The sequence below is a fragment of the Mesorhizobium sp. 113-3-3 genome, from assembly GCF_016756495.1.
Classification (GTDB): Bacteria; Pseudomonadota; Alphaproteobacteria; order Rhizobiales; family Rhizobiaceae; genus Mesorhizobium.
The window spans coordinates 59434-74558 of record NZ_AP023244.1 but is presented as its reverse complement, the minus strand read 5'-3'; the positions used below and the strand labels follow the sequence as shown (position 1 = coordinate 74558).

Here is a 15125-nt window from a genome sequence, read left to right as displayed (position 1 = left end):
CTCGCCCTCCAATGTAACCTGCGATCTTTGGGACGGGGCCGTTGCGACTGGTTTGTCCTGGCGGCTCGTGCTCATCATCCCCGCAATCGGCGTGCCACGTGCGGAATGCGGTGCTCCTTCCTTAGCGAGAGTGAAATACGCGCGCGCGCTGCAATGGCCGCGACACTTTGTCGGGTTTGCGACATCGGCGCCACCAACCGTCCGGCGACTTGCCGAAGTGACGTGCAAACAGCGAAACCTGCTGCACGCGCTGGGTATTGAGCGCGAGGTTGCGCACCTCCATGTCCTCGCTCAAGAGGCTGCCGAAGTGGGGGCATGATAAGCTCCAATGAAGGAACTCAAGGTCCCAAGTGCCGTCCTGACGGGCGGATTTCCCTGGCTTCAGTTGCGTTTTGACCGACCCTGCGGCTGGTCGGGTAAATCTTTCCTGAGCGCAGGACGGTCCCGCGGTTCTCGAACCATTTCTCCAATCTGTGACCCTGATGCCGTTGTCTTTCGGCTTCGGTTACATAGTGGCGTTCGGCTCCCGGCTTCCCATTCTCCTTCAGAGCGCGACCGGGCATGCCGGTCCGCTAAGCTTTCATCAGGACAGTCGGGATATCGTGGACGCACACTTCTCCACTCGCTTGCGATCGTCGATAGTTCGCGTGCCATCGCCACGGCTTTGTGCTCATACTGTTCCCGCATCTGCGGATCGGTGGACGATGATCTTCCTCGAGATGCTGCAAGGCTTCTCCAAAAAATCGAAATCGAGCTGCTGTTGACCGACTGGCCTTGGTCAGTGCCAGTGGCACTGGCCAAAAAAATCGTCCGCACCGCCTGGAAAAGGATGGTAACCGGCGAAGCCTATTGAAAAATACTGTGTTGGGGCGTGGCTTATGCCGCATAAGGAATTGCAGCGTCGTCAAAAAAACTTCACGCTTGAACGCACCAACTGCGATTAACTCCATCAGCAAAAACCGGTTTGGCAGTGATTGACCGTCCGCCGCTGCCCGCAGGTACAGGGGGAGCGGCTCGTTTGCGGCGGCGGCCGCCCACCGTCTTCGGTCGTCAAAGCCCCAGTCGGCGACAACGCTGGCATAGGCAGTGTCGCCACTTCGACCCATCGCAGCCCCTGCTCCCAATGGCCTTTTTGATCTGTAGGCGTACGCTGCTCATTCTCATCGCCAGGTGACTGGCCTTCCGCACAATGTGCGTAGTTCCTTGGGATGGAGTGAAGGCCATGTGTCAATTTGAAACGGCCTGGTTGCGCCGTGGCCTTATAGCATCTCAATCCCTTTATGTTCGGTTGTAACGACTTCTAATTTCACTGCTTTTTGCTGTGGCTTGATATCGGTGCCCGTTTCGCGGCTGCCTGCCGGTCGTCGTCCCAGGGATGCCACCAGCGGCCGTTCAGGACCACTCCCCGCGCAACAAGCCTTTTGTCTCCGCACATGACCTCATTCATGCAATCGATATAGTCGAAGGAACCTTCCTCTAGGGTGAGGATCGTGGCGTCCCCTGTGGAGCCCGGCTTGAGCGATCCAAGCTCCGGCCGGCGGAGCGCTGATGCAGCGTTAAGGGTCGAAGCAGTGATAACCTCGTTCAGCGACATCCCCAGACATAGAAACTTTGACAGGGTCGTCGTCTGATCAAAGACCGGTCCGTCAATGCTGGCGGCATGAATATCCGACGAAATCGTATCGGGCTGGAATCCATCGGCCAGCATGGCACGGGCCGTCTTGAAGGCGAACGACCCCTGACCGTGGCCGATATCGAAAAGAACCCCGCGTTCACGTGCTTCCCGCACGGCTGCCCTGATGGAGCCCCGCGAATTGACGGGTGCATTCGGGAAGGGTCGAAAGGCATGGGTGAGGATATCGCCGCGTCTGAGACGGGAGACGACCTCTTCATACGAGGGTGGCGGGAAATCGATATGGGCCATCAACGGTAAGCAGGTTTCATCGGCAACCTGCAAGGCAATGTCGAGCGGGGCGAGACCGGAATTCCCTGAAGCGTACTTTCCGACCCGAACCTTTACTCCCGCGATCACGTCCCGATTTGCTTCGATTACCTCGACGCTGAGCACCGGAGACAGCAACCTTATCTCTTCACTTTCCCCGACCTGAGATCCATAACCATATATCCCCGCAAAGGATACATTGAGCAACGCCAAGATACGGACTTGAGACTTCTCAATGATGTGTTGCCGAAAGCCGGCAAAGTTTCCTGGGCCGGCGCTCCCAGTATCGACAACAGTCGTGACCCCGCTGGCGCGACCGAACGCTTCGGCATCGATGCCCAAGGACGTTCCGCCCCAGTACACATGCGTATGAAGATCGAGAAGACCGGGGGTTACAATAAGGCCTGAGACATCCCGCTCAACTGTCCCCTCTGATTCGAGTTGCGAACCGATAGCGGCCACCTTCCCGTCGAGGAAGGCTACGTCCATAGTCGCGTCCAGCGTTTGAGAGGGGTCAATGACGCGGCCGCTCCTGAGGATCAAATCATAAGCCATTTTTGTTAGACCCGAGTCTCAGCAAGTTTCGGCTTTACGACGCATCGTTCAACAGATACCGGGTCCGGTCCCGGTAGCTTGAGATACTGGCAGAGCTTGCAAACTGTCGCATAGAACTCTCCCTGGGTGCCGGTAGCGCCAGCAATGTCATGCGTTGTACGCTGCCGTGCGCATTCGCAGATCAGCGCATCCAGATTGTCTTTATCGACCTGGATTACCTCAAATTTTGACCCCAAGGTGTCGGGCCACTTGAACGAACGGCAGACCAGAACCCCTATGCCCTTCAAGCATGATGAGTGCTCTCCTTGCCGTTGGCTGTCTCCTACGTAGCGTGCCCTGCGACCGGCAGAAGCATAAATCGGCATCGGCCTGTTCGGCCGTGCCTGATACGTAGCATCGTCAGCGATTTGCAGTTGCAAAGATTCAGTAAATTTGCGTTAAGAATCTGCAACGGGACTATTCAAGCACGCGTCGGATTGGCGAGTTGCTGACGTGGCGGCGCACTTAGCGAACTGGTGCGGACAAGTCACAAGTGGCTGGCGGATGTAGAATTGGCGGCGGTTGATCTATCCATTTTGCGTCTTGAGGCTGCGCAGGATTCCCGATCCGTCATTGGGAAAGATGTCGACGACATGGTTGCGTCGCTTGATCTCACCATTGAACCGCTCGATGCAGACGCTGCGGTTACTTCTCGTCATAGCCGGCGCCAGTGGCGGCTCCTACCTCCAGGTCCATCAGCCACTGCGCAGCGCACAGCCGATCCTCGCACAACGGAGCGGTGTCGAGGGCTTTTCCACAGCGTGCAGGCAGTTCCTCCGCATGGTCCTCGCATTCCTCAAGCGCTACTGCGTCGCAATGGTGCCGAGCAGCTTGCGCATGATTTCTGCCCCCTCCGCCGTGATGACTTTTGGGCGGGTTTGGGGTGGTACCCTGGTCCTGGTTCAGTTCACGGATGCGTTGCATCGTAGGCCTTGTCGGCCAGCACGATGGCGCGCGGGCGAAGATGGTCAAGCAACGTGTCGGCGATCTGCTCATGATGCGCGCCTGATGCTGCGCCGAAGCTCAGCCCCGCCTGCACCTAACCGATTTTCGAGTCGGGCTTTGAGCAACCGAGCCGCCTCAAGTACTCTGAAGGCAACCGGAAGGGTATAGTGACGCCTTAACAGCTTTTGAGACTCACATCTTAATTTGAGCAGACAGCAAATACAATTCGTCAAATACAGTAGCGCTCAGGCCGGTAAGGAAGCGGATTGGTCATCGATACTTCGTTGTTCATAAGTTCGGCAATCACACGCCCGGTTGCAGGTCCCAATGTAAAGCCTTGGTGGCCATGTCCGAAGTGCAACCACAGGCCGCGATGACGCGGCGCAGCGCCTACGACGGGCAACATATCTGGCATACAAGGTCGTGTGCCATACCCGGGCTCCGGCTCGAGAGGCCGGCCCAGCATGATCAATTTACCCGCAGCTTGCTCGGCGTGCGCAAGCTGCGAGAAGTCTGGTTTGGCGCCGGGCGCCGCAAGCTCAGCGCCGGTCGTGATGCGCGCACCCTTCGCCATCGGCGCCAAGACATAGCCATTGGCCGGATCACAGAGCGGTACATCGAGCCGACTCCCGCCCGCATAGTGCCGATAATACCCGCGCTTGCGCACCATGGGAAACCAGTAACCAAAGCGCTTCAACAAATCAGGCGACCATGGTCCAAGGGCAACCACTGCTGCTTCCGCCTCCATTCGCCCATCGTCGGCAATAACCGACCAGCCGCTGCCGGTCTTAGCTAGGCTTTGCGCGTCGCCGCGAACGATGCGTCCGCCCAGTCGCATGAATAGATCGGCGTACGCGGAAACTAGCGCACCGGGGTCCAATGCTGCCCATGGCTCCAGCCAATGCAGAGCGCCAACGCCAGCATCGGCGAGCGCTGGTTCAGCTTTCTTCAGATCCGACGGCGACATAGGGCTGAACTTGACACCATAGGCCTGGCGCAAACTTTCAGCCGCTGCGACTGCCTCCTCAAAAGCCGACTGTTGGCGGTATAAAAACCGAAAGCCGTCACGGCGAATCAAATGGCGCGCGTTAGATTGCCGGATAAAAACCTCATGCTCCCGAGCCGCGCAGCCAATAATTTGCGCGTATGCCTCTGAAGCGCGCGCGTGCCGCACAGGAAATGAATGCCACCAGTAGCCCAACAGCGGGCCAAGGTGACGCGGTAGCGCGGCAAGATGATAGCGCACCTTATTGCAGCGACCGAGCGCAATATTAGCGATTTCGCGCCAGTCATGCGACATTTCATATGGTCGCACGGCTTCACTCTGGATAATCCCCGCATTGACGTAACTCGTTTCACGTCCTGGTTCCTTGCGATCGAGGAGCACAATTGACCAACCCCGCTGCTGCAGATGCAAGGCGGTGGCTACGCCGATCATGCCGGCACCTAGAACAATTGCACTTTTCATATCCTTTGCTTCCCCAGGCATATTTAATACGGATTGTCTCATTCACCGCCGGTTCCGGATAGCCGTACTGACTTGGATTTGCCGACAACGTAATTGGGTCAAGGCCAAGGCACCGGGCAGCTTGCACGTTCCTCAGACCATTATCCCTTACATGGCCTACCGAGATGAGCGCTCTTTTTGCCATCAAATTGCCCTCTTTGCAGGCGTGCCGGATCTAAGGCGAACAGGCATCAGCTCTGTATGCCTGTCTGACCTGTCGCCAGCGCCAAAGGTATCATCGGCTGTGGCCCGCGACCGCAAAGAATATGTGAATTTCTTTGACGGTATTGTTGCGAGGCCGCCGAAACTATAAGTCTCAAAGTTTAATCTATAATATTTGATGCAAAATAGCGCATCCTCTTTTCGGCATTCCCGGCTCCAACGGCATGGCATCCACTCTTGAAAAAAGACAGGTTCGAGTTCTTGGCAGCGGACTACGGATTGGCGCCTTCGGACTTCGAACGCGAGTTCCGCACTGGAAACGAATGGTTCCGGATCACTCTGCGGCGCTTATGTCCTTTAGACGTCGGCACCCACCGAAATTCGCTGAGACGCTCCGTGCGTTGTCGCCAATAATCAAGGAGCAACAAATCCTACAAGTAACTTCACAAACTCTTTGCGATCTAAATTCGCATGACAATGCTACGTTCACCCCACAGTCTGAGGTCGGGGACCTAGGCGCCCTAGGTACACCCTGCCATTCGGTCCGGCCCTCAGGCGCCGCGCGGCAGATCAGGATGGAAGCGCGTATTGCCGCGTGTAGCGTAAGCGGACAGCTTGAGGCCGTTCAGCGCTGGTAATTCCACGGCATGAGGGCGGTCAGGGTGAGCCAGTCGTGCGGATTGACCTGATTCATCTTGGCAGTTTATGCATCGACGATGCGGCCTGGGACCATTCGGTATTCTCCAAAAACCGTGCCCGGCTGGTGAAGGGCGACACCGCGGCGAAGTTCATTGCGGCGGTGCTGGCGCAGCCCGAGTTCAAGCTGCCCTCCACGGATCACCGTAACCGCCCGATTGTCACCGCCTGCCGGATTGACGACGTGGCTTTCGATCCGTTCGGCCTCCAGTACCCGGAGGATCCAGAAGGCCATCAAGACCCGCTTCCTGGATCACGATAATCGGAAAGCATGTCCCGCTTCGCGCCTCAACCCCTCCGTTTGAGCTCGGCGAACCGCGCCAGCAGGCCGGCGACGTCGCCCGCCGTCACCATGTGCTTCGACATCTTCTCTCCGCCACCCGGCAACAGCAACGCGATCAGCCATTTCGAGCTGGTCGATTACAAGGATACGAAAATTGCGCCAAGACCGGTGCGGATACCGGTCGATGTTTCCGGTTGACGAGCGACTGTCATGTTTAGCCTCGAAGGTGAGATGTTTTGGCGACCTCACTTAGCCACTGCGCCGGTCGCCATCCACCTCCTCATAGGATCTGAACAGTTCGCCAGTTCGATCGTCGGCCGCCGCGCACTCGCTATCCTCCGAAATTCGGAGCCAGTGAATCACCGCTGCGCAGGCGGCATGAATATCCTCCTTTATTGCGAGGCGCCTGCCCTCCGCGACGGATCAGATGCCCTCGAAACCAATGGGCGAAAGATCATATGATAGTAATGAGGCGTTTTGAACTGTTGCAAATCAACGGACCGTATTGTCGCGACACTTGCCTGTGACAGGCACCGGTAAATCTCTCCCTCCCGGTTGATCTCTTCCAGATCGAGAGAGCTCGACACATTCCTACACACGCTTCTTGCATTATTCAAAACTTGTATACCGCTTATTTGCAACCATTCGTAGTGCTCCCCGAGGAGCATTTTCACACTGGTGCCGCTTACATACGGCAGTATAATGGAGAAATATCCGTCATGTAGATGGTGCGCTCTAAGCAAGAAGATCTTGGAATCGTGTGTGCTCCCTACCGAGACTTTCAAAGGTGAAAAACGCACATTCATATCTTCTGGGTCTAGATCGATTTGAAGACTTCTTTGTACTAGACCGCTGAATGTGAAATCAAGACCCAAGCTGCGCGTTTCATATGCACCCAGCCGATAAGGTGAGGGCAGGCACCTCACATTTTCCCGAGCACTTTCTAGATGATAGATCGTCTTCTTGCGATCTGGCCCCATAAACTTGTCGTGCTGGAAGTCCTTGAAATATTCCAGCTCCGCTTCAATAGGCATGTAGGCATGACGGAATAGAGCCGCATGGGCGGCCCGCTGCAAAATAGAATACTCGTGCGTCACACCAGCATTGGTAAAAAACGTCCTTGCATCATCGACGAACCGCAAGCATTCAGCTTGAACATTGGCAACTTTCTCGTACTGCCTCTCACTTTGTTTGATCTCCCCAAGGACTGGCTCGCCGTCAAAATCATAGTCCACAACCGCTCCTTCCTTGACAGCGCAGCATTGCTCAAATAAAGTGTAATTCCACCAGGGCGACGTAATGAGTGCTTTGCTGTTCGCCGCACGGTACGGTTCGTCGGACGCGACCAGATAGCGGCCGAGTATGTCGACTTTCAATTCTTCTTTGAAGGTGCGGACCAAATATTCCTGCGTTTTGCCGTTATAGCCTATGTCCGCCAGGATGATGGTATCGCCTTCCTCCAACTCCAATTCCTTTGACATATAGCGCATCAAGCGGGCACGCAAAGCAAAGGAGTTCTTGAATATCAACTCCAACACATCGTCGTCGTGCAGCAACTGATGGAACGCCGTTTTTGGATCGTCAGATTGATGGGCGATCCGTATTAACAATTCCGTCACTTCAGCCGGAAGCAAAAGCTGTTTTGCAGTGGCATGAAGATTGTCATATGCGGGCTCGATCCCGCTGATGTAATAATCGACATCGGCGCGGGTTTTGAAAGAGGCCGCAACAGCAAAGAATTTGCGGATTCGCACCAGCTTGCCGACCGGCTTGCGCGCATAGGCTTCACACGCAGCTGAAAGAAGATAAGCATCACGCAACAGAAAGAAGACTTTTACTCGCCTGCCCTGCTGTTGCAGTGCCTCCACCTCGTCCATAAGAAAACGGGCATAGGCATATAGCACCGGACCAAACGACATGTAGCCGATCACCGTCTCAGGCGCGTACGGCTGCAGGTTTGCTACAGCAAAAATTGGTCGAAATGGACTATAGCATGGCAAAATGCCTGCTTCAGGTGCTGCTTGTTCGAGTAAAATCAACGAAGATGCTGCGTGCTGTAGGCGCAAAAAGTCTGCGACTTCATGATCGAACTGCAGGAAATGCAGCGCACGTACCCCCAATTTCCGCGGCGCTTGCGCATCGGCTACGTCATTATCTCCGATGTGAAGTAGTTGCGATGCAGGCACGCCACACTCTTTGATTACAATTTCAAAAAGGGCGTGGCTCTTCGACGTCCCATAATCGACAGAGCAGTAAATCTTGCTGATTGCCTGCATAACGTCTGCAGGCAAATGCCGAGCCAAGAGGCGCCTTAACTCGTCTTCGCGCAAATACGTATCGCTCACGACGATAATTTTGATACCACGGGCGTGCGCCAGCCTGATCAGTTCTACGTACGGTGAGAATGCAAAGCAAACGCTAATTTCGGTTCGGATTTCCGCCTCGGCCAATAGCTCCCGTTCCTCACCAGAAAGCGATGTAAAAGGCCGATAAATATCACCGATATCGATCTCCCTGGATCCGTTCTCTAAAGGCTTCGCTCGACGGGCACGTGCAGCAGCGCTAATGCGTTGGTGAGGAGTTATCCCTAACCTTCGCGCGACGGGATTATCGGCCAGCACGGCGAAAACGTCTCTAGGTGTCGCTGTCTTACGCCATAGCAACGTATCGAAACAGTCAAGTGAGAGTACCTTTATCGAATCCCCAAATTCGTCCAGAACAGTGGGAATATCCTCGGCCTTTATTTGCGCCTTATGGTGAGCATCCCGCACGTCTCTCCGGAGCAGGCGATCATCTGGTTTGTGCAGTTTGTTGACCGTTTCTGTCAGTCCGCCCCCGTCTGGAAACATTGCATCACAATGACCGATAAACCGATAGACGTCGTCTCCAGGAGGACGCTGCAAGATCTCTCCATGAGAGTCACGGTCCAACAGACGGTCAATACGGAACCGTTCGGAAGACTGCAGATCAATATCGGCTTGCGTTATTCTGGCGGCCAGGCGCTCCAGCATAAGTTGCATATATTTTCTCCTTGAGAGTGGTTCTCGCGCAAGCGCAATCTGTTCTGGCTGTGAACTTCTCGCCTGTTGTCCACCTTGGGTCTAGGCCCTCCGCATCGCCAAAGTGGCGAGGTCAGCAGCAAGCGCTTTCGCTACGGAGCTCCCCAACCAGCCGGCAATCAAACTTGAAATGTCCTGAAGGTTAAGGGACTTGGGTTGGAACCCTGGGTCTGCGGAGCAAAACTCCGCAGTTCTACTGGCGGACAATCCCCATCTCATCGTTTACCCATGCTCGTTCAGAAACGAAAGGCGGGGTAACTGCAAAATAGATCCGAACATTGGCTGACCCTCTGCGTCTCACGAAACTGTTGACCAAACCCTATCATTTATAGATTTCCCGTCAACGCGGCGACGCGAGTGCCAAACGTGTTGCCAAGTGTTTGATTATATTGAGAACAACTGGCTGTGTGCGTACCGGGACTGTATGATGTTTTGATGAAGAAGTGTTAAAATTAATTCAGGTTAGGGTAAGGATGCCCATCATTTGCTGCGGCATGAGGCGGGAACGGACGTGGCCTTGATTCCCGGGCCAGACGGACTGACCAAAAATTGCGAGCTACCCGGTGTCGTCGACACTACCGGAGTCGGGATGCATTCAACGGGGCACTCGCTGCAGGGCTGGCCAGCGGATTGACCCGCGCGGAAGCCGTTCGCTGCGACACCGCACCGGGCGTCGAGAATGATGATCCCGGCCATCGTCGGTGTCACGGCCATCTGCCTCACCGCCGAGCAGTCGACGCCTTCAGCGCGCCAGAGTTGCAGTGCCTCGTCACACCGAATTTGGCCGGTAGTTTGCATCTGCCGCCGAGACGCGCAGCTCCGATAGCCTGATTAGAGCCATAGCCGTCATTTCGGAAGGCAAACCCCGACCCCAGCAGGGAACTTCGCAGGTGGGCATCATCTGCTCCGTCCGATTAATTGACGTGGTTGAGCGATCGAGGCGCTTTTGCGCTCGATCCAGCCTGTGTAAATGTAGCGATCGGCCCGGAAGGACGAGGACGAAAAGTAAATAACCCGATCGATCGTATCGAAGGCGGTACGGTCGATTTGCAGCACAGCAGTGCCGCTCGACACGTCGAGTGCTTTTGCCAGTTTGGCACGTGCGGTGCCGGCCCTTATCTCCTGCCTGGCTCGCGCAAGAGTCACGCCAAGCTGCCGCTCGAGAATCTCGGTGAGAGAGGTGTCGGCAAGGTCGAGCTTTTCGATCTGACGCCCGATCGCCGCGGCAAGAGAGACCGTCTCAACCGCAACGACTTCGTCGTCGATCGTGCGCAGACGCTCGATGGTCAGCACGCTTTCATCGGTAGGCACGTTGAGTGCGGCTGCCACGGCGTCAGCGGGGCGCCAGTCGGCCGTCACGCGCCTAGTACCCGGCCGGAAGCCGCGCGCTACGGCTTCTTCCGAAAAGCCTGAAAAAGTGAGCAGGTCCTGATCGATGTGACACTTGGCAACGAACGTCCCCTTGCCAGCGCGTCGATAAAGTAAGCCTTCACCGACAAGGGCAAGCACCGCCTGTCGCACCGTGCTGCTGCTGAGTTGGTGCTGCTTCATCAACTCCATCTCGGTGGGGAGCTGATCGCCAGCATTGAAGACGCCGCTCTCGATCTGAGACCGAATGATATCGGCGAGCTGAATATGAAGTGGAGTTCTACCGGGCAGGATCATGCAGCCTTCTCAAGCCGAGTCACTGCTATCATCTAGCGTGCGCTTTGAAGGAACATCGTTAGAGTCTCTTGCTTCTGTTGCGAACACCGAGGCCGAAGCGGTAAGAAGGCAAGTTACTGTTGCAATGGTGCGGGTCATGGGTCTTTCTCCATTCTTGAGGGGCGAGATGTGCTTGTTATCTTTTTATAAAATTATCATATAAATCGGCATTATTTGGGATTCTGTGTGCGCATGAAAAAACTCTGTTTCAGTGAACGTCACGCGACGCGCAGCAAAAGGCATGCCAGACGCAGTCAGGGCTTAAATTTCAAGCGGTTAGGAATGAATTCGGCCAGGCAGTGTCGCTTTTTTGTCGAATTCCTTACAGGAGTTTGAAGGGAACCGGTCGAGAGTTCCTTCATCTATTGGTCGTCAAGTTTGGCAGGCCGAAACCGCGAGACTCCTCGTTGCGCGTCCGAGACGCCGGAGGTCCACGATGGCGACAGGTGGCAATAATCACAATCAGCATGGTGGCAGACGTGGACTGAAGTTCATAGAAAGATAGTCAACGGACGATCATGCCGCGCGTGAACATTCCGAACCTTAACCCGGCCTACGACCACGAGACCTCGAAAGTGGGCCGCCGCTGGCCGCTTTCCCGCACCTGGGCTGCTCCCTCGAGTATTTGACGGCGAAGCGAACACCGGCCATGGATCAAGGTTGCAAAGCCTTGGGAAGGGAGGGGTTGATCCTCCTCTGGAGAGAGTGCTCACGGTCGCTCCCGTTTGCCACAAGCCGCCGCCTTGATTGAAGGACTGTCCGACCATCTACGCCAAGCCATCGGCGCCAAGGATGCGATCGCTGCCATGCCCGCGCTGTCGTCACACTCGCGGCAATCGTCCTGTGGCTGCGCTAGATACTTTGCGAAGACGGCGTCCGCCGTTTTTCGGGACGCGGAGCTACGACACCTGGTATCGCGTTTGTCGCGTCCGCGACACGATGTTCGTACTCAGCTTCACTCTCATGCTCTTAATGTCCTTAAATATCATTCGAGATTATTTCTGCTTAGTTGGCACGATTTTTGCGCGCATCCTTTGGAACCGGACGGATATTCTCGCCGACATTCGGGTGGTAGGCAGATTATTCATTTTGCTTCATCAGAGACTGCGACTGCCCGATAGGGATATCTCCCATGCATGCGACCCTGAAAACGTTATCTCATTTTGATCGAGTCCGCGTCGCGCACTTAAAGCTTGAGCCCGAGCAAGAACAGTTTGTCGACCCGTTGGATTTGGTGTTCTCTGAGCTTCAAGGTAACGGGCGCCCCGACCTGGAGCACCCATTTTCAATCGTAGTCCGCCATCAGATCGTTGGCTTCTTCGTCCTGCGTGAAAAAGCGGCCTTGCCGGAATGGGCCCCGCCAGGCGTGATTACCTTGCACAGCTTTCGCGTTGGCCGAGGATACCAAGGTAACGGATATGGAAGAGCGGCGACTGGACTTGTCTCTCAATGGATTTCAACAAACCGCCCATTTGTCAGGCGCCTCATGCTTGCCGTTGAAGAAGATAACGTAACGGCTAGACATTTTTATTTAGCGTCCGGGTTTTTTGACACCGGCGCCACTTACTACGACAAAAACTTTGGATTGCAAAATGTACTTGAACGTGAGATAAATGTCGCCTGAATCTGCGACCATCAATGGCTTCCTTTGCCGGCGATTGCCTGATCATCGCAGCGGTCAAATCGTTCATACATTACCTGTTCACACTCTCCATCTGACTCAGTAGCGTAAGCACGGAGCGGCGAACCTGAAGTCGAGGCGCCGAATAGTGATTGCTAGAGCAGGACTGGGCCAGCGGCCTTGACTTTTTCCATCGTGATGCAAGTTCGGAAGCTCTTGACGTTTCCTTCTTTGAGAAATAAATGGCGCGTAAGAGACGTATACTCGCCCATTTCGCTAATATTTATGATGAGAATGAAGTCAGCTTCGCCAGTAACGCAGTAGCATTGCTGCACCTGGGGGCAGTTCAGGAACCGTATTTTCATCTCGTCGAGCAGATCCATTTTTTGGTTTTCAGCCGTCACCTCGACGATGACCGTCAGTGGACGCCCAACCGCTCTCTCGTTTAAGATGGAGATGTCCTTTCTGATTGTTCCTGCAGAACGAAGCCATTTAAGACGTCGAGCTACCGCCGCTGCCGGGAGGCCCACACGGTCGGCAGTTTCGCGCTGCTGCATGAGGTTGTCGAACTGCACCAACTGCAGGATTTTTAGATCGAAATCGTCGAGCTGTGTTTTGCGAGCCTGCATCTTGTAGGCATTCTCCTGTTATACATAGCTTTGAATGCAAATTCTGCGCCATGATCGCCTTGGAACGTCTGGTCGGCACGCTGGCGGCACGAATAGGAGTTTCTAAAGGGACACAAAAAGAAGCGAACGCGGGTCTAGAGGGGGAGCGCGTCCGTCATTGTCGGCCACCTCGGTGTCAGCGTGGCAGAAGGAATCGCATCCGGCTTTGATCGGAATGCTGTCCGGTAAATCGTCGGAATCTGGAGGGTTATGTGAGGTCGCCTCTGACGGTCCACGCATTCGCGGCGACCCCACATAAGCCGGATTGAAGTAAGGCGCGGGTTGTTTGGCGCCGTTATGGAGATAGTAGAGCACGCCGTTTGACGACGATAGCGAATTCGCCGGGTGCGGTCGCATTACCGAATTTTGGCTTGATCTGGCGACCTTCGCGAGCAGCTTGCCGGACGATCGGCGGCGATTTTTGCGCTCTCAATGCACACTGTAGGTCTTTCGGTGTGGCCAGGGCCAAGCGGTGTCGCGCGCCGGCGGGGCGCTTGGTTTTGCGAGCATATCGGGGGTGCGGATTGTCGGAGTTCATGATGTATCGCACCAGAAAGATGATGGCCGGGGCGGCGAAGGCCTGCGGCTGCCGATGGCTGGTCGAGGAGCTGCCTACAGAGACCGATACGATCCCGTCGCTGGCTATTGGCGAGAAAGCCGAAGTGACGCATGCGGTGGAAGCCGGCGGTGACCTGCCACGGGTAATTTCCTCCATCTGAGATTAGAGTCCGGCCTCGATTGAAGGACGGACGGACTGATGAAGAGAAAGCGGTTTACGGAAGAGCAGATCATCGCGGTTCTGCGTGAGCACGAAGCGGGGGCAAAGGCGGGCGACCTGGCGCGCAAGCATGGGATCTCCGAGGCGACGCTGTATAACTGGAAGGCGAAGTATGGCGGGATGGACGTCTGCGATGCCAAACGGCTGAAGGCCCTGGAAGACGAGAACGCGAAGCTGAAGAAGCTGCTCGCCGACCAGATGCTGGAAGCGTCGGCGCTGCGCGAGCTTCTTTCAAAAAAATGGTAGGGCCCGCCGCCAAGCGCGAAGCCGTCGCGCATCTGCAGGCCACGATGGCCCTGTCGGAGCGGCGGGCCTGTTCCTTTGTGGGCGCCGATCGCAAGATGATCCGGTATCGTTCTTGTCGCCCACCTGAGGCGGCACTGCGCGGCCGGCTACGCGACCTGGCCAACGAGCGCCGGCGCTTCGGCTATCGGCGGCTGTTCATTCTGCTCAGGCGCGAAGGCGAGGCATCGGGTATCAACCGCATCTACCGGCTATACCGCGAAGAAGGACTGGCCGTGCGCAAGCGACGCTCCAGGCGCCGAGCGGTAGGGACGCGGGCACCGATCCTGGTCCAGGCGAAGCCGAACGCGCGCTGGTCGCTGGATTTTGTCCATGACCAGTTCGCCTGCGGCCGGCGCTTCCGCGTGCTCAACATCGTCGACGACGTGACGCGCGAATGCCTGGCGGCGATCCCGGACACCTCGATCTCCGGCCGCCGGGTGGCGCGTGAACTGACGGAACTGATCGCCCGGCGCGGCAAGCCGGGCATGATCGTCTCTGACCACGGCACCGAGTTCACCTCGAACGCGATCCTCGCCTGGTCGAAGGATCATCAGGTGGAATGGCACTTCATCGCGCCGGGCAAGCCGATGCAGAACGGCTTCTGCGAAAGCTTCAACGGGCGGATGCGGGACGAGTTGCTGAACGAAACCCTGTTCTTCGGCCTCGACCATGCCCGAACAACCATCGCCGAATGGGCAGACGACTACAACCGATCGCGCCCACATTCGGCGCTCGGATACATCACGCCTGCGGCCTATGCCGCCAATCTCACCGCAACGGACGATCGGCTGCGCAACCCCGACCAGCTCCGCCGATCACCCGTTGCTCAACCCGCGCCATACGGCGTAAAACCCGCCGAGGCTCTAACTGCAGCCGGATGA

Annotated in this window: 9 protein-coding genes and 5 pseudogenes; 4 read left to right on the top strand and 10 right to left on the bottom strand. The window is 56.1% G+C overall.

Translation table 11 applies throughout. The features are described 5' to 3' along the window. Positions 1-199: 199 nt before the first annotated feature. Positions 200-317: pseudogene (locus JG746_RS34470) on the bottom strand (integrase); the annotation flags it as partial. 380 nt (positions 318-697) lie between these two features. On the opposite strand from JG746_RS34470, the gene JG746_RS34465 reads away from it, so the two are divergent. After that, complete coding sequence (locus JG746_RS34465; RefSeq protein WP_199202256.1) at positions 698-853, top strand: hypothetical protein; 156 nt, start codon at positions 698-700, stop codon at positions 851-853. Between the two features lie 453 nt (positions 854-1306). Here the strand turns inward: JG746_RS34465 and JG746_RS34460 are convergent, their stop codons facing one another. The 4 genes and pseudogenes from JG746_RS34460 to JG746_RS34445 form a co-directional block, all read right to left on the bottom strand. After that, entirely contained in the window at positions 1307-2497 is a 1191-nt protein-coding gene (locus JG746_RS34460; protein WP_199202255.1) for an amidohydrolase/deacetylase family metallohydrolase, read from the bottom strand. 566 nt (positions 2498-3063) lie between these two features. Beyond that, complete coding sequence (locus JG746_RS34455; RefSeq protein WP_199202254.1) at positions 3064-3195, bottom strand: transposase; 132 nt, start codon at positions 3193-3195, stop codon at positions 3064-3066. 202 nt (positions 3196-3397) lie between these two features. Then, positions 3398-3539: pseudogene (locus JG746_RS34450) on the bottom strand (IS5/IS1182 family transposase); the annotation flags it as partial. A gap of 171 nt (positions 3540-3710) precedes the next feature. Further along, complete coding sequence (locus JG746_RS34445) at positions 3711-4949, bottom strand: NAD(P)/FAD-dependent oxidoreductase (protein WP_199202334.1); 1239 nt, start codon at positions 4947-4949, stop codon at positions 3711-3713. Between the two features lie 910 nt (positions 4950-5859). Here JG746_RS34445 and JG746_RS34440 point away from each other — a divergent pair. Beyond that, positions 5860-5991 (top strand): annotated as a pseudogene (locus tag JG746_RS34440) (IS5/IS1182 family transposase); the annotation flags it as partial. 24 nt (positions 5992-6015) lie between these two features. On the opposite strand, the pseudogene JG746_RS37420 reads toward JG746_RS34440, so the two are convergent. The 3 genes and pseudogenes from JG746_RS37420 to JG746_RS34425 form a co-directional block, all read right to left on the bottom strand. Further along, positions 6016-6341, bottom strand: a pseudogene (locus JG746_RS37420) (IS110 family transposase); the annotation flags it as partial. Between the two features lie 180 nt (positions 6342-6521). Continuing rightward, positions 6522-9149, bottom strand: a complete 2628-nt coding sequence (locus tag JG746_RS34430; RefSeq protein WP_199202253.1) for an HAD family hydrolase — start codon at positions 9147-9149, stop codon at positions 6522-6524. Between the two features lie 936 nt (positions 9150-10085). Next, the gene (locus JG746_RS34425; RefSeq protein ID WP_199202252.1) at positions 10086-10853 is read right to left on the bottom strand and encodes a GntR family transcriptional regulator; all 768 of its coding nucleotides are present in this window, start codon (positions 10851-10853) and stop codon (positions 10086-10088) included. 1171 nt (positions 10854-12024) lie between these two features. Here JG746_RS34425 and JG746_RS34420 point away from each other — a divergent pair. Further along, positions 12025-12516: a GNAT family N-acetyltransferase gene (locus JG746_RS34420; RefSeq protein ID WP_199202251.1), complete on the top strand. Its 492-nt coding sequence runs from the start codon at positions 12025-12027 to the stop codon at positions 12514-12516. A 152-nt stretch (positions 12517-12668) separates the two neighbouring features. Here JG746_RS34420 and JG746_RS34415 read toward each other — a convergent pair whose 3' ends face one another. Continuing rightward, entirely contained in the window at positions 12669-13142 is a 474-nt protein-coding gene (locus JG746_RS34415; RefSeq protein WP_199202250.1) for an Lrp/AsnC family transcriptional regulator, read from the bottom strand. Between the two features lie 573 nt (positions 13143-13715). Continuing rightward, positions 13716-13864 (bottom strand): annotated as a pseudogene (locus JG746_RS37950) (IS91 family transposase); the annotation flags it as partial. A 74-nt stretch (positions 13865-13938) separates the two neighbouring features. On the opposite strand from JG746_RS37950, the gene JG746_RS34405 reads away from it, so the two are divergent. Then, a protein-coding gene (locus JG746_RS34405) for an IS3 family transposase (protein ID WP_199202207.1) occupies positions 13939-15125 on the top strand; the annotation gives its coding sequence in 2 pieces (ribosomal slippage) (positions 13939-14191 and positions 14191-15125; 1188 coding nt in all).